We start from the raw sequence: 26,330 nt of genomic DNA on the forward strand, positions 1-26,330 counted from the left end.
GACTTGGGGGTAAATTATGTTTCAAAGTATGATTACTGCCGTTAATTCAGACGAGGGTTATACGGAAATCGTCAGGGCTGTCGTTGAAGGTCGTTATTTAAAGCCCGTTTTTTCTGTACTTAAGCTGGGTTCGGATTCGCTTGAAGAAGCATCACGAGTATTCGAGGAAAACAATTCTCTTCCTGCCGACGAGATTTTTGTGACTGCCTTCCACCCAAAAGATGTTGTTTTTCAGCATCTCGAAGTTCCACGGGTCAAATCAGTAAAGAATCTGGTAAGTGTAGCTAGCTTCAAGGCAGCATCTCAGTTTTCTCTACCGCCCGACGAAGTCAATGTTGCCTGCTTGAACTCATTGTCTTCACTTCGAACGGGTCTTGTCCCGGCCTTTATTATCACTAAGAAGAGAGCTCTGTACGAATTCATTGGAGAACTGACGGGAAAGAACTTCCCTGAACCTAACATAGTTGATGTGAAACCCTTTTCGATTTTCAAAATTGCTCAGACCAGCGTCTTTGAAGGGAATAATATCGTTTTTATCGTTGATAAGAGCTACTCGCTTCTATTGACACTAAGAGGAGAGGAAATTGTAGGCTTGAATTACATCAATGACGGGTTTGATGAAGTGGCGAGCGACTTCAAAGAAGATAACTCTCTGTCTCCAAACACTAATATGCAACGAGAGTTTCTTATAGGCTCCAAAGCCTATTATGACTCTTTGATTGAAGAAGCGTCGGAAAGACTCGAGAGTATGATATCGTATCAGTTGAGAATGTACCTCACAAACACTCTGTCTAATTCTCCCAATACATCTGCAGCCGACGAATCACTCTTCAACAGGTTTTTTGTTGCAGGTCAGTCAAGCCTTTCGACAGCTGTTTATTCAAGAGCCTTTCAGCAAATCCTGGGCACTGAGACTGAGGTAGCGAGCATGCCTCTTAAGATGAAGGAGACAAGCGGTATAACATATACATCGGCAGGACTACTCATGAGAGGTGGTGAGTTACTTGGTCGACGTAAACTTGTATTCAAGGAAGAGGCGGGTCTCAAGACTTAAGTACTCTCTGATAGTTCTGCTGATAATTATCTTGCTGATTTTTGGGTCGCGTTTCTTTGTGACCCAGGCTTTCGAAATCAGATTGAGACAGGTTTCAAGAATGAAAGGGTACTTGTTTGACAATACCGGGACTTATTTGACAGGGAATCTGAAAGAAGATATAGACATGATGTATGAAAAGAAGCAGGAGTACATCGCGATAAGAAATAAACTAAGCAGACAGGTAAATGATCTCCGTAAACATGTTGATTTGAAGTCAGTTGAAATGGATGTCTTCAGGACAATAGAGGCCTATCTTGAGGACGAGAACGCAATGAAAACAATTGCCTCCAGAATACAGTTCGAAAGCGGGGTAGGAAACTCTTTCTACTATCTCATTTTTGAAGGAAAAGAGATGTTTTTCCCGACACCGCATACGACTCCAACGCTTCTCGCAAGACCAAGCGTCAGGGGTAATTTGGATTTTGCCGAGCTGTACTCTCTTCAGCTAGTTGATCTTGAGGTAGGTGACCTCAATGAATGAGAAGAACGGATTCAACTTCGAAGAAATGAAAGCACCCGCAGGAGCAGAGCCTTTTGAGGGTAGCGATTCGTTTTTTATCCACAGAGACTACGCAAATAAGCTGAATAGAAGGCTCAGTTTTCTTGACAAGAAAGGAATAAACTCAAAACTTGCCTTCTGGTCACTGATTGCCTTGACTGTTTTGGGTTTTCTCTTCTTGGTTATTCTGTACTCCTACAGCACTTTTGAGAACACTTCTCTGCTCATTGATGAAGTAAATGGTTTAGAAAGCGCCTATCTTGAAGTTCAGCTCCTTTCAAGGGTGAGAAACGAGGCACTTGGTTCAATGAGCACTAGAAGCTATTTGAATGATCTTGAAGAGAAAATTCCGATAGGGTCGAAGCCCGGCGACTACAATGGGATAATTGCTTCGGGAAACTCAAGGGATATTCTCGATCTCGTAGAAATGATTGTAAATGAACCCAGAATACTTGTCAAAAAGCTAGAGCTAAGATCTAATCTTGGGTTTCCGATTCTCCCGGAGTCCAACATTCCCTCGAATCTCTCTCTTGAACTGAAAATTGATCTAAACGTGACTGGAATCTTTTAGGGGGAGCTGAATCTATGGAGAAGTACGTTATGGTAATAGTTATCGCGATTTTCCTTATCGTAACAGGTGGGGTTATTCTGACATTTCTCCTCGAACCCGTTGAAATTGCAGACGTAGCGGCCAGCAGGATCAAGATTGATCCTATAAACACTGATAGAGTTGTTAGTAGCGTAAGTTTGGAGAATCATTTTCTTCCTCTGTATGCCAGTCCTTCTGAAGTAATCAGTTCCATGCTAGAAGTCGGTGAGGAAGCTGAAGGTGTAAGGTATGTCGCATACTATAGATTAAACAAGATTGATTATGCTGTTCTTGAATCTGGGCAGTCTCAAGTTACTGTAAGAGTGGGAGAACAGGTTGCTCCCTCCTACATCGTGTATGGGATTACGGAATTTGCTGTATTGCTGAACGACACTAGCACAAACAGCTTTGTTGTTGTCAAGTATTTCAGGTCGTAAACTCGAGGGTGAATATGGGGTGATTCAAGTGAGAAGAATAGCGGTCTTATTCCTGGTTCTGGGTTTCTTCTGTATCGGTTTCTCTAATCAACTGAATTCAGTCATACCTTCTATGGATGCTGAATCAGTGACGGTGACTTTGATTTTTATGAACGAAGTCACCGATTATAACATTCAGTCTAATCCTTCCAAGACAATATATTCTCTGGCGCTGGACGGAGTAAGCGGCCGTGATATGAATCTGCCGCTAAGAATGGGACCCGTTGAGGGTCTCTGGACCCGCCAGGACCCGAAGCGACTTTCAGTGAATGTCGCCTTGCTGATTCCTGCAATCGACGAGCCGCAAGTCACAATCAGGGAGAACATCGTAACGCTCAGATTTTTCAGATCTAACATTGACGTTGACATCGAGAAGTTCACAACATACGGAATGACTTTGTCAACTGCCATGACCTATCTCTTTTCCGAGGAAATGCTAGACCTTTCCTACATAATATCTCCAAGTGTGAGAGATGAGGAGGTTGTTGTCGGTTTTTCACTTGCGATGCCAGAGGACATCCTCAGAAACATTCTCACTTCTCTTGGAGACAGGGTCGCTTACTCTTATTTGACAGATGGAACCTTCTACCTCGGGACACCTGAAGAAGTACAGAGTCTGGTAAACGCGTTCTGGAAAACTTATATTGGTGTGGAGTTCAAACTGGAGGGTGAAACCGTTTCTGAGCAGATTGAGAGATTGAGAAAGACTCTTCCCGTGAACAGTTTTATTGAGTATCTCCCAAATGAAGCTTCTCTCATGGTTTTCGGAGATCTCCAAACCCATATGAGTCTTTCTGCTGCTCTTACAACTAATACGGTTACGAAGGAATTTACCATTCCGTGGGAGATAACAGATGTGGAAGGCACTCCTCTCAACTCTTATTTAGACCTTGCAAGGAAATTGAATGCAACGCTTTTTTCTGAGAGTCTGACAATAATAAGCATTCCTGAATTTAACAAACTTATTCTTTCCGGGAATGATTCTCAGGTAAATGCTCTTTATGAATATCTAGAGCTGTATAGAGAAAATGTTACATCTGAGGATCTAGATTCAAGTAAAGCGAGAAAAACAATAACGCTACCGGACAACTTCTTTCTCATCGAAGATGTGCTGAAACTAGGCAGTGTTGGCGGGTCCGGCTTGACAGAAGGCAATACTCTTGTTGGCGCCATACTGAGTATTCTTCAAAGTTACGCCCCTTATGAAGAGATAGCTGTAGATAGAGCATTTGAGCCTATCGGAAAGGTAACATTCGAGTTGCCAAACTATCTAGTTCCAGTTCTAGAAAAGACTGTGGATTCTTTTTCGGGAATATCTGCGGAGGTTTCCTACACGATAGTGAATTATCACTTAACAATAGAGGAATCTGTGAGATCTCAGGTGGAGCGAATAACTGGAGCACTGATCGAGCCCTTGGGCGAAAGGAAGGGCTACATTCTTAAAGGCTCCAAGAGTTCAATAGGAACAGCAGAATATCTCCTCTCACTTTTCACTGGGATCACTTTCGAAGATTACTCCAGCACATATCTTGAACTAAAAGCTAATGATTCCTTTGAGGAAGTCTCGGCCTTTCTCAGAACCTTCTACTCGGCACAAGGTCTTGTCCAAGATGAGTACACAGTTGAGCAGATTGCAGATAGATTGGTCTTCATGTATGCCCCTTCGGAAATAATGGAAAAGGCTGTTCTTGAACTGGAACAGCACGAAAGGCAGATATACAGGGTAACAAAAGAATCCATTCTTGAAATCGCTCCCGAAATCTATTCTTCAGGCCTGGGCGAGTTACTCCAGACGATTCTCGTGGAGAATGAAACGGCAGACTTCATTCAGTCGGCAGGATTGCTGGTAGTCAGTGCTTACCCGGAGAGACTCGCCGAGATAGAAACCATTATCGAAGAGAGAATACCTAGAATCAAAGAAATGCTTGAGAATAGAATGTCTAGTCAGGAGAACAGGTTATCCCTGCAGATCGAAGCTATTCCAGGTTGGGATATTGAGAAATTCAGGACATATCTCAACGACTTTCTTGGAACTGAGCTTTTTTCAGAGATTACTCTCACCACATCGGGAAGCGGCTACATAGTCATTGCAGCGGAGTCTGTTTTGGAAGCAATTTCCGCTGAAGCTGAAAAACTTAGAGGATTTGAAGAACCTTCTTACAGACTGGAAACTTCCATTCCGTCACTTGCTCAGTTCGAGCTTCTTTTGCAGAGGCTTGGAATAGCCGTAACAATAGTTCCTGTCGACAACCAGTTCATGATTGTAGGTTCAAAAGTCAATGTCGAAGAGGCTTCCAGGCTTGTAAGACAGCTTAGCAGCGGACTACCCGTTCAAGGGGAAGTTTCGGAAAGTGAGACTGTTTACGAGTATAGATTTATAGACATTCCTTATTCGGAAGTGCAGGGAATAAGTGATCTTCTGGACAAACTAAACCTGTCAGTTGAGTTCGTCAACACGCCATCTGGAGTCGCGATTGTAGCCACTGAAGATAGGCTGAAAGAAGCGATGGTCGTGATTGATTCGATTCTTTCTAGAATCGAGACAATCGAGACGGGGCCTAGAAGTTACAGTTTGATAGATATAGAGCCATCCCTAGTCGATAGCCTTGACGAGATACTTTCGCTGTTAGGGTACGAAATAGATCTTGTAGAGTCACCGGCGGGAGTCATAGGGATTGGTGTAGAGGCGCAGCTCGCAAAGGCAAAGAAGATCGTCGAAGAGATTATGAATAAGGAGGCATCAATACTTCCTCAGCAGGGAGACATTGAAAGCGAGAAATCATATCTGATCATTTTCTCGAAGCCTGAAGTGGAAATTGCCTCGCTCAACTCAATGATAGATGTTTTCGGTATGGATCTTGTTATCACGCCAATCTATGACAAGATTGTCGTTGTTGGAGATAGCGAGGATTTAAAGCTTTTCAACGGATTGTACGATCAGATACTTACTACCGAGAGCGTTGAAGGAGCCTTTGTATCAAGGGAGATTGCAGGGGTTCCTGGATGGGATTCCGAACGTCTTCTATCTTATCTGGGCGTAGTTCTTGGACCAGAAAAGACTGCAAATATCTCCTTCGTCCAGACGGCCAAAGGATACATAATCAGTTGCCCCGAGTCGATCATTGAAAGAGTAGAGAACGAATTCGAGAGGCTGAGGGGAATCGAGAGTCCATCCTATTCGATAGAAAGCAAGATGCCTCAGATTGATGAGATCAATTCACTTCTTTCGAGGCTCGGCATCATTGTCGATATTCTGGAAGTCGACGATTATTTTGTCGTTGTTGGATCGGAATACAATGTTGCACGAGCAAAAGAACTCATATCGAAATTAGTTGAGGCGATCGGAGAGGACCCGGAATCTAAAGAAACTGTATTTGAGCTTTCTACAATCGAAAGCAAGGATTCCCAGGTTTTTGGTGAGATCTTCTCAAGCATTGGGATCGATGTTAGGTTGCTTGAATCCCCTTCCGGGGTCCTTGTAGTAGGTAGAGAAGAAGAGGTTTCGAAAGCAATAGAAACTTCCAAATCGATTCTCCAGAAGAGACCTTCTACGGCTTTAGCACAGGCTGTGTTTGAATTCGTGCCGGCAGCTTTCGAGGAAATAGGAGATTACTCCTTAATACTGGAGAAAATGGGCATCGATGCGGAGTTGCTTCCATCTCCGTCGGGTGTCATCGTAGTTGGATCGTCTGAAGAGGTTTCTAAAGCTAGAACGGCAGTTCAGACAATTCATGATCAGAAACAGGCATTCGATAGTACTGAAGATTCCAAGAACGTGTCTACCTTCGTCCGAAGAGTTGCAGGCTGGAGCGACGAGGTATTCACCAGTTATCTCAGCGACTTCTTGGGCGAAGATTTATATTCTCGAGTCTCTATTGCTCCAACAGTAAGTGGTTACATCGCCGTCGGACCCATTGATCTTCTTGAAACTATTGAAGCCGAGGTTGCGCGACTGAACGAAATTCAGGACCCCTACTTCATTGTGAAGCAGGGATTGACTCCTCTCGATCAGCTGGAACTGCTTATTGAAGCGCTAGGAATAAGAGTCGAAATTATCCCCGTTGAAGACAAATACTTGATCGTCGGAAATCATGACAGTGTTGTTCAAACGGGTGAGTTGATTGATCAGCTCATCGATGCTATATACCCGGAGGGAAAGCCCACAGAGCAGACTGCAACTTCGAAGACATTCATTTTCCTCCCGATCGAACCAGAAGATATTGCGCCACTCGAGACGGTTATGGAGAAACTCGGTATTATCTCCGAATTTGTTCAGATCTCAAATGGAGTCATTGCGGTAGGGTCGACGGAAGAGCTTTCAAGATCTCTTGATGTTGTCGAATCGGTGATGGCCCATTCTGAAAGTGTAACGGCTGAACTGGAAATGGATTACAGGTTTGTTGATGTTCTGAAGGACTCCATAGATCAGCTTCTGCCGATAATTGAACGCTTGAGTATTGGAGTTGAACTGCTTGACACTCCTGCCGGAGTAGTTGCGATCGGAGCCGAACAAGATTTGGATCGTGCGGAAGAGTTGATCAAAGCAATCACCTCTAGAGATACGAAAGAAGTTCCTCTTCAAGAGAAATATGAGAGTTATCTTCTTCTGCCTCTTTCAGCCGGGATTACAGTTGAATCACTACAACCTGCGCTAGAACTTCTAGCTTACAGAGTATTTGCGGTAAGCGTTGCAGACAAACTGATTGCAATAGGCAGCGAAGAAGACCTGCTGAAGTTCAAGGCACTTTACATGCAGCTTCAATCTCAGGAAGTAGACAGGGAAGAACGGATTTCTCTGGAAATAAAAATGATACCTGGCTGGGATCTTACTCGTTTGAATGAATATCTGAGACTCTTTCTTGGAGCCGATGAGTTTGAGAGGATTTCCATTGTTTCATCTTCCACAGGATTCGTTGCTCTTACTCCAAGAGCTCTGGCAGACGTTGTGGAGGCTGAAATATCAAGGCTGAGAGAATTCGAAGACCCTGCATTTACAGTGTTTGAAAGAGTGCCTCCTGTAGATGATCTGGAAGGGCTGCTGGTTAGACTGGGAGTACTCGTTGATCTGGTAGAAATGGGTAGCTCGACGATCGTTATCGGGTCGGGGGAAGACGTAAGACAAACCGGAATAATAATAGAACAGCTTATGGAAAGTGTGAAATTCGATGTTGCTTCACCGGAAGCAATGGAATACAGCGTTCTAGACATCGCTCAAGACGATATCGGAAGCTTCAGTGCAATTCTTGAAAGCCTCACGATAGATGTTTCCCTTATTTCATCGCCCTCTGGTGCCATAGCGATCGGCTCACATCAAGCAGTGGCTAGAGCAAAGACGGTTGTTGAAGATATTCTCAGCAGGAGAACGACTCCGCAGGTTTATGAACCGACATACGCCTTCACTGGGATACAAAGCGCAGATATTGCCATTTATCAGACGATTCTGGACAAACTTGACTCGGGAGTGGAGCTTCTGCCATCCGCTACTGGAGTTATCATGATCGGTGAAGGAGACAAGGTGCAAGAAGCGGTCAAGACAGTCAATGCGATTCTTGAGAGAGAAGCGTTGTTTGACGAATCAGAAGGTCAACCAGACAGGGTCTCAAACGTTGCAGCCATCGTCCCTGGCTGGAACGATGAGAAATATGCAAGCTACTTTGCTGACTTTCTCGGCAAGGACGACTTCTCTAGAATAACCATTACACCGTCTTCCAGTGGTTACATTGTTGTCGGTCCCCAGGAAGTTGTATCAAAACTGGTCAAAGAGGCTTCGAGGCTGGCTGGAATTGAGGATCCCTTCTTTGTTATCGAGAATTCGCTTCCCGCAGTCGAGCAAATGGATTCACTTCTTGAACGGCTTGGGTTGAAGGTAACGATTCTGCCTGTTGAAGACAAATTCCTCGTAGTTGGCAAGAAAGAGAGCGTAGAAGAGGCTGTTGAGCTAATAAGACTTCTGAGTAACGGACTGGAAGCGCCATCAAGTTCAAGAAAATATGATTTCCAAATAATGCCTGCAAGCGAGGGAGCATTTGATACTATACGGCAAGTATTAGCAGAGCTGAAAATTGAAGCAACTGCGCTTAGCTTTGGAGACAACGTCATCCTTGTCGGCTATGATGAGGACCTCGAAAGTGCCGCGAAGGTCGTGAATTCTATTAATGAACGAACGGTAACTCTCGAAACGGATAAAGAACTGAAGTATTCTTTTACGGAAATACCGAATGATAGAATAAATGAGTTTTCAGCCATTCTCGATAGTCTTGAGATGGATGTGCAGCTACTTTCCTCGCCATCCGGAGTAGTATTGGTGGGGACCGAAGAAGAGTCGGCTAAAGCTAATGATGTCATACTATCAGTGCTTTCTAAGGCCGAAGAGGATGAGATGGTTGAATCAAGGTTCTTCAATAACCCTGCCGGCTGGGAAGATGGAAAACTTGTCACTTACCTGAGAAGTTTCCTCGGAGAGAAGGATTGGGCAAAAATCAGTGTGACTCCGGTTCAGTCCGGTTATCTAATAGTGGGTCCAACTGCCATATTGGACAGAATGCACTCTGAAACGGTCAGGTTATCAGGATTGGAGAAGCCACACTACGAAATAGTTGATACTGTTCCCTCGATTCAGAATCTTCAGGGCATGCTCGAAAAAATGGGACTTGCGGTAACTGTAGTTATCGTAGATGGGAGATCGATGGTCATTGGACCGGAAGATGACGTTATTCAGACTGTGAGGATTTTCAGCGAGCTTTCCGAGGGAGTTGTTTTGCCCAAGGGAGAGGAACCCGATGTATTTAACTTCGTAGAAATCCCCACCGAAGAAGTCGAAAGCTTTAGAGCAATATTCTCGAGATTAGGAATACGCGTTGATCTACTGAATGCCCCCACGGGCGTAATCGCTGTAGGTCAGGGTGAAGAAGTAGCTAAGGCCGTTGACACTATAACTTCTATACTTTCAAGGAGAGAGGTTCAGGTGGTTGATGGTGAGAAGAGCTACCTGGTAGTTGAAGTCGCGGACGGATTCGACCTGGCTGCAGCACAGTCAATTGTTTCGGCATTCAATATAAACGTCTTCCCGCTTTCGGTTGCAGGGAAGCTAGTAGTAATCGGGAGCGAGAACGAGATCATGAGGTTCGCAGAAATAAGAGAAGATATAATCAGCGAACATAGAGTAACGGTGATTGTTCCCCGCGAGGTCACTCTCGAGGAGCTTACAGGGATTGTAGATACTCTGGAAATGGAGATTTCCGTTCTAGAGATCAGGGACAGCTTCGTTGTCTACGGGAAAGAAAAAGACATCGAGCAGATCAGGGCTATTCTTTCCGAGCTTGTTTCCGAAAAACCTTCTGAGGAAGTTCGCCATTCGAGGATATTCACCGGAATCTCCCTTAGCACCGACTTCCTTAATAAGCTCCTCTCCAGTATGAATTCCTCGCTCACAATTTACGGAGAGGGAGACAAATTAGTTGCTGTAGGTACCGAAGATGACATTGAGATGTTTGAAGGTCTCTTGAAAGAGATTGGATCTGCCCCGTCTACTGAAGAACTGACGGCGCAGTTCTACCCCAGAATTGAAGGATGGACGGGAGAGACACTCTCCGGATTCTTTGAGGCTATGAATCTGGCGGTTCAGGTATTTCACGAAAACAGTCAGGGATACCTGTTGATTGGACCGGAATCTGAGCTTTCCAAGCTGCCCGATATCATGGAGGGCCTCGAACTCAAGACGAAGAAGCTTACAACTCTCTACCCTGTTCCTTCAGGTATGACATTCGAAGAGCTGAGAGAGATACTGATTTCGGCCGGGTTCAATCTTTCCTATACAAAACTTGGACAGAGTATGTCGATTTCCGGTCTTGAAGAAGACGTCGAGCTTGCAGTTGCCCTGCTGGACGAAGTGATAAGAAGCAATCTTGGCAAGGGGATCTCTTATAGGCTAATCAAGCTTCCTGCAGATTTGACACTGGAAAAGTTTGAGAAAATCATGGGAGATATGGCGCTAGGCATATCCTCTGTTCAGGTAGATGGAGAAGTTATGCTTATTGGTTCCGACAGTGATTTGAGAACTGCCAATGAAATAGTTGAGTATCTCACTCCGGAAGGTACTCCTATTGAGGATGAAGTAGTCTACTCTGTGATTCCTATCAGTGAAGAGCTTTCAATGACGGAGATCGCAGCTCTGGTCGAAAAGCTTTCGCTTAATGTAGAGATCCTTCCAGTCGGTGAAGACCTATTCGTGATTGGAACTCAAAGAAACGTAGATAGCTTCAGGGAGTTAGTCAATTCCATTTCGGCGACCCTCGGGATAGAGGAAGTCCAAAGCCCCGAATACACAATCGTTGAGTTCGTTGAAGAGATCTCACTGGATCAGTTCAGAGAATTGCTAGCCTCCCTCAATATCTCGGTAAAGATTGTGGAGGTTGGAGATTATCTCGTTTTCATAGGTTCAGGTGAGGACAATTTGGAAGCCGCTGAGCTTTTCACCAGATTTGAGACGAAGGATACAGAACCGGAATCTGAGGAGATTGAGTTCGAAGCTCTTTCGTTCCCTGAGGGGTTTGACATAAACTCTCTCACAACTGTTTTCGAAAAGCTCGATCTAAGAGTCGACATAAACGCCGTTGGCAACGTCCTCCTTATAATTGGAACGAGAGAATCGATAGAAAACGCAGTTACAATAATGGAAAAACTCGTACAGGTATCGACGGGCGATTCTGGTGAAGGAAACGTCTTCAAAGTCCTTGAATCAAAGGAGGGAGTCTCTTCCGAGCTTTTGAGTCAGCTCTTCAGATTGATCGGGGTGGAGGTAGAGATTCTGGAAAGCGAAACGGTCTTTGTCTTCGTCGGAAGCGAAGCCAATGTAGAGATGGCCGTAGATGTGTATGATTCTCTTGGAGAGAGTGCCGGTGTAGACGAAGGACCGCTCTCTTACACGATAACGATTCTCCCGAAGAATCTTACTCCCAGTCAGCTCCAAACCGCCTTCACATCGATTCAGATACCTGTAGGTGTAATCGAGGCGGGTGACTATGCAATAATAGTCGGGACGAAAGCGTCACTTGCTAGAGCGCAAGAGCTGGTTTCCTCTCTTCGTATAGGAATCGATGCGAGCGGGACTTCTGCCGACGGTTCCGTCTCTTACATAACCTTTGCGCTGCCCGAGGGCACGGAGATCAACCAGTTCGAATCAATTGCCGGTTTGATGGAGCTTAAACTGAAATTCGAGCCTGTTGGAGAGAGAGTCTTTATGATCGGAACGGCTCAAGACATAGGTGAATTCGAACAGGTTCTCAGTGGTTTGGTTAACGAAAGATCGGGAATCGTCAACGAGTTCAGATTTGTGAAGAAACTATCCGGTGTCGATGCAGAGACACTGAAGACTTATTTGTTAGCAAGAGAGATTGAGCTTTCGGGGGTTTTTGATGTGAGTGGAGGATACCTCCTGATAGGAAGCGCAGACTCATTGGACGGTGCACAAAGCATAATCGACTACTTGCTGGATAACCAGCAGGTCCATTTCGCTTACATCGATCTACCTGCAAGCATAACTCCTGAGATCCTCCAGGCGATCGCTAATGACCTTCTACTTGAGATCTCATTTGCCCAGATAACGCCAACGAGGTATTTATTTGTCGGAAATATGGAGGATGTAGAAAGTTTCAGGGACATACTTGCCAAAGCGGTGACAGAGGATACTAAATTCCTGTCTTATTCAATTGTAGTCGTCGGGCAAGCCTTTAATGACGATTTGTCAAGAGTGTATGGACCTGAAGGCAGTCAAAGGTCTGGAATGGACGATCTGAAAGACGCACTGGAGAGCATTGGAGTATCGGTTTTCATAGGCAAATTCGACAATAGGCTTCTAGTGGTTGGAGAAAGCGTACATGTCGATCTTGCAAGACAGTTGATAACGGAGTTGAATCAGACCATTGGTAGCACTGAAGGAACTGAAAAGGTGAGGATCGAAGATCTTCCACCCGTCAGCGGTTGGAGCATAGAACAGATAACACAGTTCCTTGAGGCTGCAGAGATTCAACTGAGATCGATTATCGAATACTCTGGAAGGCTTATCGGAATAGGAACGCAGGTGGGTCTGGAAAATGCGAGAGAGGCTTTGAGTATACTTGCAGTTGATTCGAAGAGAGAGTCGGTGAGAGTCGAAAAGAGCCTTGTTTCAGATAATCAGCTTCAGGAGATAATCTCAAAGCTCAGTCTTGAAGTTGATTACATCGACCTCGACAGACAGTGGTTACTTATAGGCGATCCCGAGTCGCTGATGATAATTACTAGGACGATTGAAGAGGCTGCCGCCGATAGAGAGATCTCGAGATATATTACCGATCTGACCGTCAATCCGCAAGAACTTGCAGATCTTTTGAGAGAGTCAATCGAAGGAATCACCGTTCAGACCTTCGCAGATCTCCAGATGCTGCTTATCAAGTCAAAGAGTTCGGCCCTGCTAGACGCAGCCGAAGAGATGGTAAGAGACGTTCAGGAGTCTAGAAAGGCGATCGATCCTCTCGAGAAAGGCGTTGTTGTTAAAGATTCGATGGTGAGCATAAGGGTGACTGATCAAGATCTGGAAGCACTTCTGAGAACTGTTTCTGAAAAACTGGGAATATCGCTTCTTTTCGTTGACAAAATCGTCGAGAATATCACTATGTCGATAGAAGACCTCAGCTGGGATAAACTGGTCAAGGTGATCAATGCCACGAAGCCAGTCGAAATAGTCAGAATCGATGATATTTATGCTGTAACCAAGAAGGAGCAGAAAGCCGGAGAGGAACCGACGGATGTCGAGCTCGTCTACCGCGTCTATCATAATGTCGAAGAGTTAACGAGACTCATTGAGTTCTATGGGGGAGAAGTCCTTTCCGATCCCGTAAACGGTTATATAGTCGTCAGAGGGCTTGCAAAGTCTAGAGTGGACAACATCTTCGATGAAATCGGTTCAGCCCTTTCACAGCCGAAGAAGCAGGTGAGAATAGAAACAAGGCTTGTTGATGAGTCCCTGATTGACGAAATACAGCGAGAGATCAAAACTTCTATCGGAATCAACGCTCCCGAGATCCTCATCGAAAACGGTTCCGTCGATCTTGATTTTGGCATTATCGATTATCTAGATATCACACAGCTGATCGATGATCTTGTGAATACCGGAACTGTGAAGATAGAGGCTGATCTCAGCGATAGAGACAACGATTCTGACCTTATATCAAGTCCTTCTATAGTTTCGATGAGTGGTGAAGAAGCCAAGATTCACATTGGAGATACGATTCCTTACCTCGTGCGCACAATTGAGTATGTCGATGGTAACCCAGTGGAGATAGAGACTATTGAATACCTGAATACAGGGGTGGAGCTGAGAATAACTCCTACGGTAAATGATGATGGGAAGATACTCCTTGATCTTTTCATTAAGGTAAGCGAACCGGAGAAATACGTTGACGGGACTAGAACTCTTTATGGTGAGAAGACTAGAGAGGCAAACAGCAGGCTGATTATTTCAGACGGAAACACACTGACAATTGGAGGTCTTGTTGCAAATAAGGATACCGTTACGGTCAACAAGATGCCTTTTCTTAGTGATCTACCTTTTATTGGAAAGCTGTTCACCACCGAGAACAAGACCTCTGATAAGAGAGAACTGGTTATCTTCATCACAGCGGAGGTGGTTGAGCCGTGATAAGGAGACCCGTTGTTAGCGGTAAGTTCTACGCTGATAACGAAGAGGAACTCAAAAGTCAGATAAGGAACTGCTTTTTCTATCCTGTTGGACCGGGAAGTCTTCCACATGGCTGGGAGAAGAATGAAGGACCTATCGGTCTGATTGTGCCGCACGCCGGTTATATGGCTAGTGGTCCGGTAGCCGCATGGTCATACTGGAGGGCGGGCGCGCTCGTTAAACCATCAACGGTCTTGATTGTTGGACCAAACCACACGGGCTTGGGTACGAAGCTGTCGTTGTGGCTCGAAGGGGCTTGGGAAACGCCTCTGGGCAGCGTCGAGATAGATCACGAGTTTGGCAGATCACTGATGGCTGAGTCAAATGGAATGATAATGCCAGATACTTCTGCTCATTTATATGAGCACTCTATTGAGGTCCAGCTACCATTTCTGCAGTTTCTTTACTCGGATTTCAAGATTGTTCCTTTGATAATGACGGATCAGAGAGTAGAAGTTGCTTTGAGTCTGTCGGAGATCATAAAGAAAGAGTTGAGTAGGAGGAATGATGTTTTGGTGATTGCCTCTTCTGATTTGAACCACTACGAGGCCCATGAGGTAACGATGGAAAAGGACAATGAGCTTTTAAGCCTAATTTTGGATGGGAAGTACAGAGAGTCCTACGAACTCTCGCAAGAAAAGAGGATAACGGCTTGTGGGCTTGGACCAATTGTAGCAGTGAGAAATTCTTTTGAATCGATGGAAGTGCTTTGTAGTACAACGAGCGGTGAGGTGATGGGAGACAGGTACAGGACCGTGGGATATGTTGCGGCCCTGCTCAGCTAATACTTTGGAAATGGTAAGAGAGAACGCGTTGCCTTCGCAACACCACCAAATAGCATGCTATAATTTCGATGAACTGGAGGTGTCGTGTGAAGGCTGTAATTTCTTTGCTGATAGTATTTCTGATGAGCTCTTTAGGTCTAGCTTCGTTAATTATAGATGGAATTCACTATTCGGGGTTCGGCTCTGAAGATAAACTGGTATATGATGGAATCAATGTGGCTTATGTATTAAGCCAGACAGGGAAGAATTCTCTTGAGCTGGGAGGCAATTTCTCCTTTGTTTCTCCAGTTTCATCAGAGGATTTCTACATAAATGGTCACTTCAATACATTGCTCAAGCTCTTTGCCGGTCAAGCATATGATTTGACAGAGGAGTCGGCTGTCGGACTAAGAGTTGTTTCAAGAGCGGGTCTGATAACAACTAACGTTGATAAGTTTGGTATTTTCTTCTCGATTACTCCCATTGCATACGTTCGGGTCGGATTTCTCTCCTTCGGAGCAGCAGTTGGCCTGGAACTGGAGAAGTTCTTCGGAATGGAAACACTTCCAGTTTTTCACGCAGGTGGTGAGATTAGTTACCGCTTCTAGCGGAGGTGGACATGAGAGAGTTAGCTATTGTGAAGGAGCTTAAGGGAGATGTCGTGCTCCTTGAAAAAGCTCGTACAGAGGCCTGTTCTACTTGCGGATCAAGGAGCAGTTGCAGTATTTCTTCGAGCGACAAAAAGATTACGATAAGGGCTTTGCATAACGGTGTGGAGGTTAATCCAGGTGACACCGTTGAGATTGAGATGAGCAACATGAGTGCTACTAGAGTATCCATGATAGTTTACGGTATTCCGTTGGCAGTCTTTCTCGTTACTTTGATAGTAATGAATATGGTCTTGAAGTCTGAAGGATTGGCTCTTGTAGTTGCCTTTGCTTCTATTGCCGTTGTCTATGCTTTAATCGCACTCTACGATAGAAAGAACAGAGAGAAACTGATGCCAAAGATTGTCAGAAAGGTGGAACTGCCCGATGGATTCATTGTTCGATGATTCGATCCGGCTGCTGGAATTCGATTCAGTTCTTGCTGACATCGCTCAGAAGGCAACTTCCAAATACGGCAAAGAGAGAGTGAAATCTCTGCGACCTAAGGCTGAGGACGCAGAAATTCTATACACAAGGTCTAGTGAGTTTAACGAAATACTTCTTAGGGAAGCGGAACCGCCTTTCACGGTTTTTCACGATCTCAGCGACTATATTACAAAAGTGAAACGCGGATTCAGCCTTGGTGCCGAAGAGCTTTTCCGAAGCGCCGTGACTATGGATAACGTTTGCCGTTTAAGAGAGTTCTTCGATCGGGTCTCTCCAGATTTCCCCGCAGTTTATGAGGTTGCCGCTCTTCTATCCTGCGAACGTGGTTTTATAGGTGAGGTAAGAAAGAAGATTTCTGAGGATGGTCAGATCAAGGATAATGCTTCTCCTTTACTAAAAGAAATCAGAAACGAACTGAAAAACCTTAACAGAAACCTCAGGGGAAGACTTGATTCAATAATGAACAGATACAAAGATAGCTTAACTGATAGTCTTATTTTGACCAGAGAAGGCCGCTATGTCTTGCCGCTTTCGGCGAGCAAGAAGAATGAGCATCAAGGAGTTATTCATGGTGCCTCCGGTAGCGGTGCGACGGTATATTTCGAGCCTCAGGAGCTTATCACTCTAAATGATTCTATGAGGATTCTGTTATCCAGGGAAGAGGAGGAAATCAGAAGGATACTGAGAGAATTGACGACTCTTTTCTTTAGCACATTTGAAAGGCTTGAGCCTTCGCTTGAGGCACTTGGCGTTCTTGACGGTCTTTACGCAGCATGTAGATACTCAAAGAGTCGACGGGGTGTCTTCATAGAGCCGTCCCCTTCAAGACATTTTCTTCTTAAAGATGCGAGACATCCGTTGATCGATGATGAAGTGGTGGTACCGATCACCTTCACCATGGAAGAGGGGGTTAACGGTGTTTTTATTACCGGACCGAATACTGGAGGAAAGACTGTTGCAATGAAGACGATAGGTCTTTCGGTCCTCCTGATGCTATGCGGTCTTCCTGTTCTTGCAGATGGGTTGTCGAAGATTCCACTCTTTAGTAGACTATTCGCCGATATTGGAGACGAGCAATCGATTGAGCAGAGTTTGAGTACATTTTCATCACACATATCCAGAATAATCAGAATAATTAGAAACGCCGATGAAAATTCGCTGGTTTTGCTCGATGAGTTGGGTGCAGGTACCGATCCCGTTGAGGGATCGGCTCTATCAATAGCAATCATTGAAAGACTACTGGAGAGATCCAGGCTGATCCTTACCACTCACTTGACCCCAATCAAGCTTTATGCAATGGAGCGTCCCGATGTTGTTAATGCCAGTGTTGAATTCGATATATCCACTCTTAAACCTACTTATCGTTTATTAATGGGTATTCCCGGTTCTTCAAATGCTCTTGAAGTCTCGAGCAGGCTTGGCCTCCCACAAGAAATAGTTGATAGAGCCCGCTCCTATATCGATAGTGAAGCCAGAGATCTCGAAGCTGTAATTGGAAAGCTCCATAGAGAGAGATCTTTACTGGAAGAGGAAAGAAGAGATCTCGGCAAAACTAAAAGAGAACTAGAAGGAAGGACAAAGGAGTTCGAAGAAAAATTATCGATGATAAAGGAGAAGAGATACAGAGAAGTAAGTAAGGAAATCGATGAACTGGAAAAAAAGCTGGAATCGATCATTAAGGATGTTGAGATGGCTATAAGCCTTTCAAGGGCTCCCGGTGAAAGAGAGAAAGTTGAAGCTGTGAAGAGACTTAACAACCTGAGAAGAGAGGTCAGGAATTTTGGGGCATCTTATCCAGAAAAAACCGATTCTCAGATTCCGGAAGTTGGCGACAAAGTTAAGCTTCTGGAAAGCGGAGCTGAAGGGATCATTAGCGAAATAGATGGTGACAGGGTAGTGATAGATTCGGGCAAGATTACCCTGAAAGTTCCGTTATCACGTGTCCGATTGGTCGGAAAGCCGGTAGTCGAATCAGAAATGTCTTCGTTTGAATTAGATAGTGGAAACTCGAGCCAGGAGATAGATATTCGAGGCAATATCACTGAGGATGTTCCAATTCTCATTGATGATTTTCTTCAGATGCTAAAAGCCAGCGGGAAGAAACAAGGCTACATAATTCATGGGAAAGGGACGGGCAAACTTGCCGAAGGTGTCTGGGCTTACCTTAGGCGTTCAAAAGGGGTGAAGAGTTTCAGGATCGGAACACCCTCAGAAGGCGGAAGCGGTGTGACAGTTGTGGAGGTTTGAACCTGAATATTAGAACAGGAATCGACATAGTAGAAATCTCTCGTATGACTGAATCTATAGCACAAAGAATTCTCGGTAAAGATGAAAAAGTTATCTATGATTCTCTAGGCGGAGAACGGAGGAGAATGGAGTTTGCCGCCGGTCGTTTTGCGGCTAAAGAAGCCTTTGTAAAGGCTCTTGGTAGAAAAGACATCGAATTCTCCAAGATTCAGTTTCTCACTGATGAAGGAGGGAGACCAATTCCGTCCGATGAACTGAAGCAATTGATAAAGAACTCTGACCTTACAGTAAGCATATCCCATGAACGCGAGTACGCGGTCTCGATTGTTATTCTTTTCGGGAGGGATCAAAATGATAACGTTTGAAGAAGCTAGAAAGCGAATCGACGAGTTGAGAAAGGAAATAGATTATCATGCTTACAGGTATTACGTTTTGGACGATCCCGAAATCCCTGATTCCGAATACGATAGCCTTCTTAGAACACTCATTGATCTTGAAGAGCAGTACCCTGAGCTTAAAACGCCTGATTCGCCAAGCATTAGAGTTGGTTTGAAACCCGTTGCTTCTTTCAAGGAAGTAGTTCATGAATATAGACTGTTTTCTCTCGATAACACATACTCGGAAGAGGAAGTGCTTCAGTTTGACAAAAGAGTAAGGGAAGAGCTCCAGATCGAGATAGTACGCTATATGTGCGAGTTGAAGATCGATGGCCTTTCAATCTCAGTGAAGTACGATAATGGCCTTCTTGTGAGAGGTGCCACAAGAGGAAATGGCTTTGTTGGAGAGGATGTCACCGAGAATATCAGGGCTATTAAATCTATTCCCTTGCGTCTCAGGCAAGATCTTTCAATTGAAGTGAGGGGTGAAGTCTATCTTCCAAAGGATGTATTTCACGAGATCAACAGAGCTCGTTCGAAAGGTGAACTTCAGGTCTTCGCCAATCCTCGGAATGCGGCGGCCGGAACTCTGAGACAACTCGATCCCAGAGAGGTCGCTAAGAGACGATTAAATGCCTTCTTTTATCATGTCGTTGAGCCATCAAAGTTTCAACTGAAAAGTCAGAGCGAACAGCTCCAATTCTTGAAGAGTATCGGCATGAGAGTTGAGCCAAACAGTGAATTAGCTGAAGGTACAGATGGTGTGATAGCGTTTTGGAAGAAATGGTCGGAGTCGAAATCTAGTCTCAATTACGCGGTAGACGGCACGGTAGTAAAAGTTGACGATCTCCATGCTCAGGAGGAATTAGGATACACGACAAAAGCACCTAGATGGGCTATAGCGTTCAAATTCCCTGCCGAGCAGGCTATGACAAAGTTGATTAATGTTACCTTCGGGGTTGGCAGGACTGGAACTATAACACCGGTTGCTGAGCTCGAACCGGTTCAACTTGCAGGTACTACCGTAAAGAGAGCAAGCATGCACAACTTCGATTTTATTAGTGAGAAGGACATAAGACTCTTTGACACAGTAATAGTCCAAAAAGCTGGAGAGATCATCCCGCAAATCGTTAAAAGTATTCCGGAAAAGAGGACGGGTAAAGAAAAAAGGATAACCCCGCCTTCTAGATGTCCTGTTTGTGGCGGAGAAGTGGGGAGAGAGAAAGAAGAGGATGTTGCTCTGAAGTGCCTGAACCCCACCTGCCCAGCGAAATTAAGCAGAAGAATACAGTTCTTCTGTTCCAGGGATGCGATGGATATCGAGGGACTGGGCGAGAAACTGGTCGAGCGAATTGTTGAGGCGGGCCTTGTGAAAAACCCATCGGATCTCTATAAGCTTAACAAGGATGATCTTCTTAGTCTAGGAGAGGGCATTGGTGAGAAGACGGCAAGCAATCTGATTGAAGCCATCCAGAAGAGCAGGAGCAATCCCCTCTTCAAGCTGATAACCGGCCTGGGTATTCCAGGAGTGGGATCAAAGACATCAAAAGATCTTGCGAACTACTTTGGCAGTCTTCGTGGACTTGTCTCTGCAGACGAAAAGGAACTGCGAAACGTTTCAGGCATCGGTGACCAGCTGGCCAAAGATATCAAAAAGTACTTCTCTTCTCCGGAAGTCAAAAAAGAGGTCGAGGAGCTATTGAAATACGTTAACATTCAGGATGAAGATTCACGTGGGTCAAAACCGTTGAAGGGAATGAAGTTTGTGGTTACGGGAACGCTTCCGGGATACTCTAGAAAGGAAATACAGGAGAAAATTATCAAACTGGGTGGAGAAGTTGCTTCGTCGGTCTCAAAGAATACCGATTTCTTGCTCTTAGGTGAAAATCCCGGTTCAAAAGAACAGAAGGCGCGCGACCTCGGAATCAAGATCATTGATGAAAGAGATTTCGAGGAGATGATAAAATCCTAATGCGTTATTTCGACAACAATGCCACTACCAAAATGGAAAGTGATCTCGCGGAGAGATTCGCAAAACTGTGCGTCGAAGAGTATGCTAATCCGAATTCCATGCACTCTTTTGGGCTAAGAGAGGCTCGGTACCTCGAGGAAGCACGCCGAAAGATTGCCCGCTCGCTTTCTTCAGATCCTAGGGAAATCTATTTCACTTCTTGCGCAACGGAAAGCATTAACTGGATTCTAAGATCCAGCGTTCTTTTCAAAGGAAGAAAAAAGAGAATCGTTACTACATCGATCGAACACAAAGCAGTTCTGAATACTTTGAAAGACTTAAAAGCAAGTTCAGACATTGATTATACAACGGTCGGACCCGAGAGAAACGGAATTGTCAAAGTTGCAAAGCTTCTCGACGAGGTTGACGAAGAGACTTTTCTTGTCTCCTTGATGGCAGTAAATAACGTAACCGGCGCTATTCAACCCTATGAGGAGATTGGCGAAGAGCTTAGGAAACGGAACGTTCTCTTTCATCTGGATGCCGTTCAAACGATTGGGAAGATCCCCATTGATTTCGTTAGCTGCTTCTGTGACTACGCCTCTTTTTCTGCGCACAAGTTTCATGGTCCCAAAGGTGTCGGAGTCACTTATATTAGGCAGGGAGCGCCCATTAGACCATTAATTACCGGTGGCGGTCAGGAGAGGGGAATGCGTTCGGGAACACAGAACGTCCCCGGTACAGCTATAGCCGCTACAGCCTTGCAGCGAGCCGTTGAGTGCACACAAGAGTCATCTTCCAGGTTGAGAGAGTATCAGCATAGGATAAAAGAAACCGTTGAGGAACTAGATGGAGTTGTGAATACACCGGAAAACTCTATATCCAATACAGTCAACGCTTCTTTCGCAGGAATCAGATCCGAGGTTCTGGTTAACGCGCTTTCTGAAGAAGGTGTCTTTGTTGGTACTTCTTCGGCATGTTCTTCTAGAGGAGATGGAGGCCAGTACGTTCTCGATTCTATGGGACTTGATTTCTCACTTGCCTCCAGTTCAATTAGGATCAGCATGTCACGGTTCACAACCGAGGAAGATGTGGCGTTTTTGATAGAAAAACTGAAGAAAACGGTTCCTCTTTTGAAATTTTAGCCACAAACGGTTATAATTGACTGTAGTTTGACCTAAACGCCTTTGAGGTGATAATAATTGCTCAGAAGCATGACCGGATTTGCGAGGGTCGAGAAGACCGTTCGCGATGTAAATGTATTTGTTGAGTTGAAGACAGTCAATTCAAAGTACTTGAACGTGGATGTGAACATAGGAGATGCTTTCTCTGAGCTTGAAATGAATGTTACCAGGGTTATTAAAGAGAATCTCAAGCGGGGAACTGTAAGGGCGAGAATCGATATTTCTCTGGTCAACAGTGATGATCTTCTTCAACCAGATTTCGGAATAGCCTCCTCTGTCTATAATTCCTTGAAATCAATAAAAGAGCGCTTTGAGCTTGCGGGGGACGTGACTGTTGATTCAATGGCGAGGTTCAAAGAAATTATGCGAAGCAAGCCATCGGAAGATCTCGCGAAGAAAATCTGGAGTGTAATTGAAGAACTCCTAATGGAGGCAATTAGTGTCCTCAACAGTGATCGAGAAAGAGAAGGTGAGAATCTCGCCTCAGCATTGAATGAATACCTGTGCGAGCTCGAGTCCATTGGAAGGGAACTGCAGGATAGTTCTAAGGATATGGTTCTCTATTATCGTGACTTTCTGAAGAAGAAGGTAGAGCAGATTTCTGATAGTCAGCTCGACGATAACAGACTGGAGCAAGAGGTGGCGCTCCTTGCAGAACGGGCAGATATTTCTGAGGAAATTGTAAGGCTTATCTCACACATTGAATCATTTAGAGAAGTCATGGCTTCTGAGAAGGAAAGCGGTGTGCAGCTCGATTTCATCTGTCAGGAAATGCATCGTGAACTCTCGACAATTGCTTCAAAGTCAAAGAAGCTGGCCATAACAAATCTCTCAGTTGAAGGAAGGACGCTAGTAAACAAGATTAGGGAGCAAGTTCAGAACATAGAGTAGGAGGTGTTTCACTTGTACGGACTCATTAACGTCGGGTTCGGGAATGTTATCATCGGAGACAGAGTCATTGCGATAGTGAACCCCGAATCGGCGCCACTGAAGAGGTTGAAGGAAGTTGCGAAGGACGAAGGAAAACTGATTGATGCTACATATGGAAGAAAGACCAGAGCGATTGTAATAACTGATAGCAATCACATAATACTTTCTGCGATTCAGCCCGAGACAATTGCTTCCAGATTTATGCAGACTTTCAGCGATATCGAGAAGCTTCTGGAAGATATCAGAGTTTCTGGACAGAATTTCGAAGAATGAAAGGTATAGTCTTTGTGATGAGCGGTCCTTCAGGGGCCGGAAAAACCTCTATACTCAGAGAAATACTCCGATCCAACAATAATCTCGACTTTTCAGTTTCTTATGCTACGAGGGAAAGACGACCTGAGGAAGTTCAGGGAAAGGATTATTTTTTTGTCACTCTGGAGGAATTCAAACGACTTCAGAAAGAAGATGAGTTTTTAGAATGGGCAAAAGTCCATGGGAATTATTATGGGACCTCTAGACATCAGGTCAGCAAGAGCGTAGATTTGGGCAGAGATATTCTGCTTGATGTGGACATTCAGGGGGCCATGTCATTAATGAGCAAACTCCGAGACGCCGTCTATATATTTGTCGCACCGCCATCTTACGAAGAGCTGATCAGTCGCCTTCAGTCAAGGGGAACAGAAGACACTCAGTCTCTAAGAACAAGGCTTGAAGATGCAAAATGGGAACTTGAACAGGTGAAGAACTTTCAGTATCTCGTTATTAATGATAATTTAAAGCATTCGGTAAGTCAGTTTGAAGCAATCATCACCGCCGAAAGGTTGCGTGTTGATAGAATGGTCAGAGAAAAGGGAGAAAGATTCTTGTTTGAGGAGAAAACATATGATAATTAATTACGATTTGCTTCTTAAGAGAATAAGGCACAAGTACGCTATTCCAGTAGCCGCTGCCAAGAGAGCGGAGGATCTGGAGGACTTCGGTAGACCGAAGCTTGATCCTTCTACTGTAAGGGCTGCCGGGGATAAGATCACGATAGCCCTGAAGGAACTTGAAGAAGGCTACATTAGAATAAGAAATGAAGAAATGCTAATGATTCTCGTCCCGAAGGTTAAGTAAACTATTAGTAGTGTGGACTCGCTTCGCAGATAAAGAGATTCTTTATTTGAGTTGTTGACAGGGATAAAGTGATTAGATATAATAGGTATCGTGCGTCGGGCCAACGTAGCTCAATCGGAAGAGCGGCTGATTTGTAATCAGCAGGTTGGGGGTTCAAGTCCCTTCGTTGGCTCCATAGGTTAACTATCGGTGGTAAGGTGCCCGAGTGGTCAAAGGGGGCGGACTGTAAATCCGCTGGCGGAACGCCTTCGGTGGTTCAAACCCACCCCTTACCACCATTAATTTTGCTACTGTTGAGGTGCATGCAATGGCAAAGAAAACAAAGGGAAATAAGGTCCTTGTAACATTGAAGTGTTCCGAGTGTGGTACTAGAAACTATTACAGGTTCAAGAACCGCCAAAAAAAGTACAAATTGGACTCGAGTAAATACTGCCCAAAGTGCAGGAAACATACCGAGCACAAAGAATCCAAGTAAGGTTGAGTCGGCTCAACTGAGTCAGGAGGAATCCCATGGCCAAGGCAAAGTTTTGGAAGTTCCTTTCCGAAGTGAAGAACGAAGTTAAGAAGGTGACATGGCCTAATAGGGAGCAGATGATCTCTTCTACCGGTGCCGTGCTCGTCATACTGATTGCAGTAGGTGCGTTTTTAGCACTTCTAGATGTTCTCTTCACTAATGCGATCGGATCACTTTTGAATTTTTTGACAGGCGGCGCTTAATGCTGTTCGATGTTGGTGATTAATTGTGCGAAAGAAATGGTTCATAATTCAAACATACTCAGGCCTTGAAAACTCTATCAGAGAGGCAATTCAGATTAAGATAGAGTCTTTCGGTTTTTCGCACATGTTTGGTAAAATCCTAGTTCCAGAGGAGACGAAGCTTGATAGAACGAATGTCGCGGCAGAAAAATACATAGTTCCCGCAAACGCAAGGCTTCTCGTTAAGGATAATGAAGATGTGGCCAAGGGGGATCCCGTCGCCGAAGAAGTTGAGATAAAGGTCAAGAATGATGGTACAGTCGCTGAAGTCAAGAATTATCGCGTGATATTCATTGAAACTGCCGACAGGCGTTACACAAAGACTTACTACATTCCTGAGAGCGCAAAGATAGAGACCGGGATTAAGGCGGGCGCAAGAATAAGGCAAGGGATGCCTCTGGCAAAGCAGGGTGAATATTTCTGTGAGCTTGACGGAAAGATCGTCTATACGCAGAAGATGAAACGGATTGTTGTCGACAAAGAGAACGGAGAAGAAGACGTCTATCTTGTTCATCCGGATAGCTATGACGCCAAAGTCGCAAAGAAAGGCAACCATGTGAAGCGTGGTCAGATGTTTGGTGAGACGAGGAGAATATTCTCTAAGACGGAAGGTAGAGTAGAGATCTCCGACCTTCCAGGACGCAAAGAGATCAAGATCTTCAAAATAACCAGGACAAGGCTTTATCCCGGATATGTTTTTATTGAAATGATAATGAACGAGGAAACATGGAATCTCGTCAAGAATACTCCGAACGTAGTCAATTTTGTTTCAGTTGGCGGTCAACCCGTTCAACTTAAGGAAAAGGAAATCAAGGCTCTTCTTAGATTGGTTGGCATTGAAGAGTATGAAGAACACATGGGCGGGCCGGTAAAGATTGAAGTCGAATTTGACGTTGGCGAAGTTGTAAGGATAAACTCTGGCCCATTTGAAGATTTCGTTGGAAAGGTAACGGATCTAGATCCGGACAGACAGGAACTTAAGGTTGTTGTCAGCATATTTGGAAGAGAAACACCCGTTATTCTCAGTTTATCTGAGGTAGAAAAGATTGTTTGATTCTGAGAAAGAGTGGGAGGGCTAAGCCCGTTGACCACAAGGAGGTAGGCAAATATGGCTAAGAAAGTGATAGCCCAAATCAAGCTCCAGCTTGAAGCGGGAAAGGCTACACCGGCACCTCCTGTTGGACCGGCTCTCGGTCAGCATGGAGTGAATATTATGGGTTTCTGTAAGCAGTTCAATGCGGAAACATCCGACAAGGCCGGTATGGTGCTTCCAGTAATTATCTCTGTCTACGCAGACAGATCCTTCAGTTTCATCCTCAAGACCCCGCCAGCAAGCTTCTTGCTACTCAGGGCTGCGGGTATTCAGAAAGGCTCGGGAGTTGCCAATCGAGACAAAGTAGGTAAGATTACCCGTGCTCAGCTTGAGGAAATTGCTAAGATTAAGATGCCCGATCTCAATGCCAGAACAGTCGATGCCGCTGCAAAGATAATTGCAGGTACAGCCCGTAATATGGGCATCGAAATAATAGGTTGAG

20 protein-coding genes and 2 tRNA genes are annotated in these 26,330 nt (G+C 44.8%); all 22 read left to right on the plus strand.

The window, feature by feature from the left end:
* Positions 1-16 precede the first annotated feature (16 nt).
* Entirely contained in the window at positions 17-1,054 is a 1,038-nt protein-coding gene (locus V513_RS06085) for a hypothetical protein (RefSeq protein WP_014730490.1), read from the plus strand.
* Positions 996-1,577 carry a hypothetical protein gene (locus V513_RS06090; RefSeq protein ID WP_257211973.1) on the plus strand — a complete coding sequence of 194 codons (582 nt, stop codon included), beginning with the start codon at positions 996-998 and terminating at the stop codon, positions 1,575-1,577. Before V513_RS06085 ends, V513_RS06090 begins: the two co-directional genes overlap by 59 nt.
* Positions 1,570-2,166: a hypothetical protein gene (locus V513_RS06095; RefSeq protein ID WP_014730492.1), complete on the plus strand. Its 597-nt coding sequence runs from the start codon at positions 1,570-1,572 to the stop codon at positions 2,164-2,166. The genes V513_RS06090 and V513_RS06095 overlap by 8 nt, the downstream gene beginning before the upstream one ends.
* Positions 2,167-2,180: 14 nt before the next feature.
* Complete coding sequence (locus V513_RS06100; RefSeq protein ID WP_014730493.1) at positions 2,181-2,621, plus strand: hypothetical protein; 441 nt, start codon at positions 2,181-2,183, stop codon at positions 2,619-2,621.
* Between the two features lie 28 nt (positions 2,622-2,649).
* Positions 2,650-14,337, plus strand: coding sequence for a type II secretion system protein GspD (locus V513_RS06105; RefSeq protein ID WP_257211974.1), 11,688 nt, complete (start codon positions 2,650-2,652; stop codon positions 14,335-14,337).
* Positions 14,334-15,161 carry an AmmeMemoRadiSam system protein B gene (amrB, locus tag V513_RS06110; protein WP_099772047.1) on the plus strand — a complete coding sequence of 276 codons (828 nt, stop codon included), beginning with the start codon at positions 14,334-14,336 and terminating at the stop codon, positions 15,159-15,161. Before V513_RS06105 ends, amrB begins: the two co-directional genes overlap by 4 nt.
* Positions 15,162-15,247: 86 nt before the next feature.
* Entirely contained in the window at positions 15,248-15,748 is a 501-nt protein-coding gene (locus V513_RS06115) for a hypothetical protein (protein WP_014730496.1), read from the plus strand.
* 11 nt (positions 15,749-15,759) lie between these two features.
* Positions 15,760-16,194 (plus strand): SoxR reducing system RseC family protein, encoded by a 435-nt coding sequence (locus tag V513_RS06120; protein WP_014730497.1) that lies wholly within the window; start codon positions 15,760-15,762, stop codon positions 16,192-16,194.
* Complete coding sequence (locus tag V513_RS06125; protein ID WP_099772049.1) at positions 16,175-18,481, plus strand: endonuclease MutS2; 2,307 nt, start codon at positions 16,175-16,177, stop codon at positions 18,479-18,481. The genes V513_RS06120 and V513_RS06125 overlap by 20 nt, the downstream gene beginning before the upstream one ends.
* On the plus strand, positions 18,478-18,846 hold the full coding sequence (acpS, locus tag V513_RS06130; RefSeq protein WP_014730499.1) for a holo-ACP synthase: 369 nt from the start codon (positions 18,478-18,480) through the stop codon (positions 18,844-18,846). The genes V513_RS06125 and acpS overlap by 4 nt, the downstream gene beginning before the upstream one ends.
* Positions 18,833-20,830: an NAD-dependent DNA ligase LigA gene (gene ligA, locus V513_RS06135; protein ID WP_099772050.1), complete on the plus strand. Its 1,998-nt coding sequence runs from the start codon at positions 18,833-18,835 to the stop codon at positions 20,828-20,830. The genes acpS and ligA overlap by 14 nt, the downstream gene beginning before the upstream one ends.
* Positions 20,830-21,954 carry a cysteine desulfurase family protein gene (locus V513_RS06140; RefSeq protein ID WP_099772051.1) on the plus strand — a complete coding sequence of 375 codons (1,125 nt, stop codon included), beginning with the start codon at positions 20,830-20,832 and terminating at the stop codon, positions 21,952-21,954. The genes ligA and V513_RS06140 overlap by 1 nt, the downstream gene beginning before the upstream one ends.
* A 57-nt stretch (positions 21,955-22,011) precedes the next feature.
* Entirely contained in the window at positions 22,012-22,884 is an 873-nt protein-coding gene (locus V513_RS06145; protein ID WP_099772052.1) for a YicC/YloC family endoribonuclease, read from the plus strand.
* Between the two features lie 12 nt (positions 22,885-22,896).
* Positions 22,897-23,196, plus strand: coding sequence for a DUF370 domain-containing protein (locus V513_RS06150; RefSeq protein ID WP_014730503.1), 300 nt, complete (start codon positions 22,897-22,899; stop codon positions 23,194-23,196).
* Complete coding sequence (gene gmk / locus V513_RS06155) at positions 23,193-23,816, plus strand: guanylate kinase (protein ID WP_099772053.1); 624 nt, start codon at positions 23,193-23,195, stop codon at positions 23,814-23,816. The genes V513_RS06150 and gmk overlap by 4 nt, the downstream gene beginning before the upstream one ends.
* Positions 23,806-24,039, plus strand: coding sequence for a DNA-directed RNA polymerase subunit omega (locus V513_RS06160; protein ID WP_006492408.1), 234 nt, complete (start codon positions 23,806-23,808; stop codon positions 24,037-24,039). The genes gmk and V513_RS06160 overlap by 11 nt, the downstream gene beginning before the upstream one ends.
* Positions 24,040-24,138: 99 nt before the next feature.
* Positions 24,139-24,214 (plus strand) — tRNA-Thr (locus V513_RS06165).
* Between the two features lie 16 nt (positions 24,215-24,230).
* Positions 24,231-24,317 (plus strand) — tRNA-Tyr (locus tag V513_RS06170).
* 29 nt (positions 24,318-24,346) lie between these two features.
* On the plus strand, positions 24,347-24,514 hold the full coding sequence (rpmG, locus tag V513_RS06175; protein WP_014730505.1) for a 50S ribosomal protein L33: 168 nt from the start codon (positions 24,347-24,349) through the stop codon (positions 24,512-24,514).
* 35 nt (positions 24,515-24,549) lie between these two features.
* Complete coding sequence (gene secE / locus V513_RS06180) at positions 24,550-24,756, plus strand: preprotein translocase subunit SecE (RefSeq protein ID WP_099772054.1); 207 nt, start codon at positions 24,550-24,552, stop codon at positions 24,754-24,756.
* Between the two features lie 25 nt (positions 24,757-24,781).
* Positions 24,782-25,849: a transcription termination/antitermination protein NusG gene (nusG, locus tag V513_RS06185; protein WP_014730506.1), complete on the plus strand. Its 1,068-nt coding sequence runs from the start codon at positions 24,782-24,784 to the stop codon at positions 25,847-25,849.
* A gap of 54 nt (positions 25,850-25,903) precedes the next feature.
* Complete coding sequence (rplK, locus tag V513_RS06190) at positions 25,904-26,329, plus strand: 50S ribosomal protein L11 (RefSeq protein ID WP_099772055.1); 426 nt, start codon at positions 25,904-25,906, stop codon at positions 26,327-26,329.
* Position 26,330: the final 1 nt, after the last annotated feature.

Source organism: Mesotoga sp. H07.pep.5.3 (genome assembly GCF_002752615.1).
In the GTDB taxonomy this organism is placed as follows: domain Bacteria; phylum Thermotogota; class Thermotogae; order Petrotogales; family Kosmotogaceae; genus Mesotoga; species Mesotoga prima.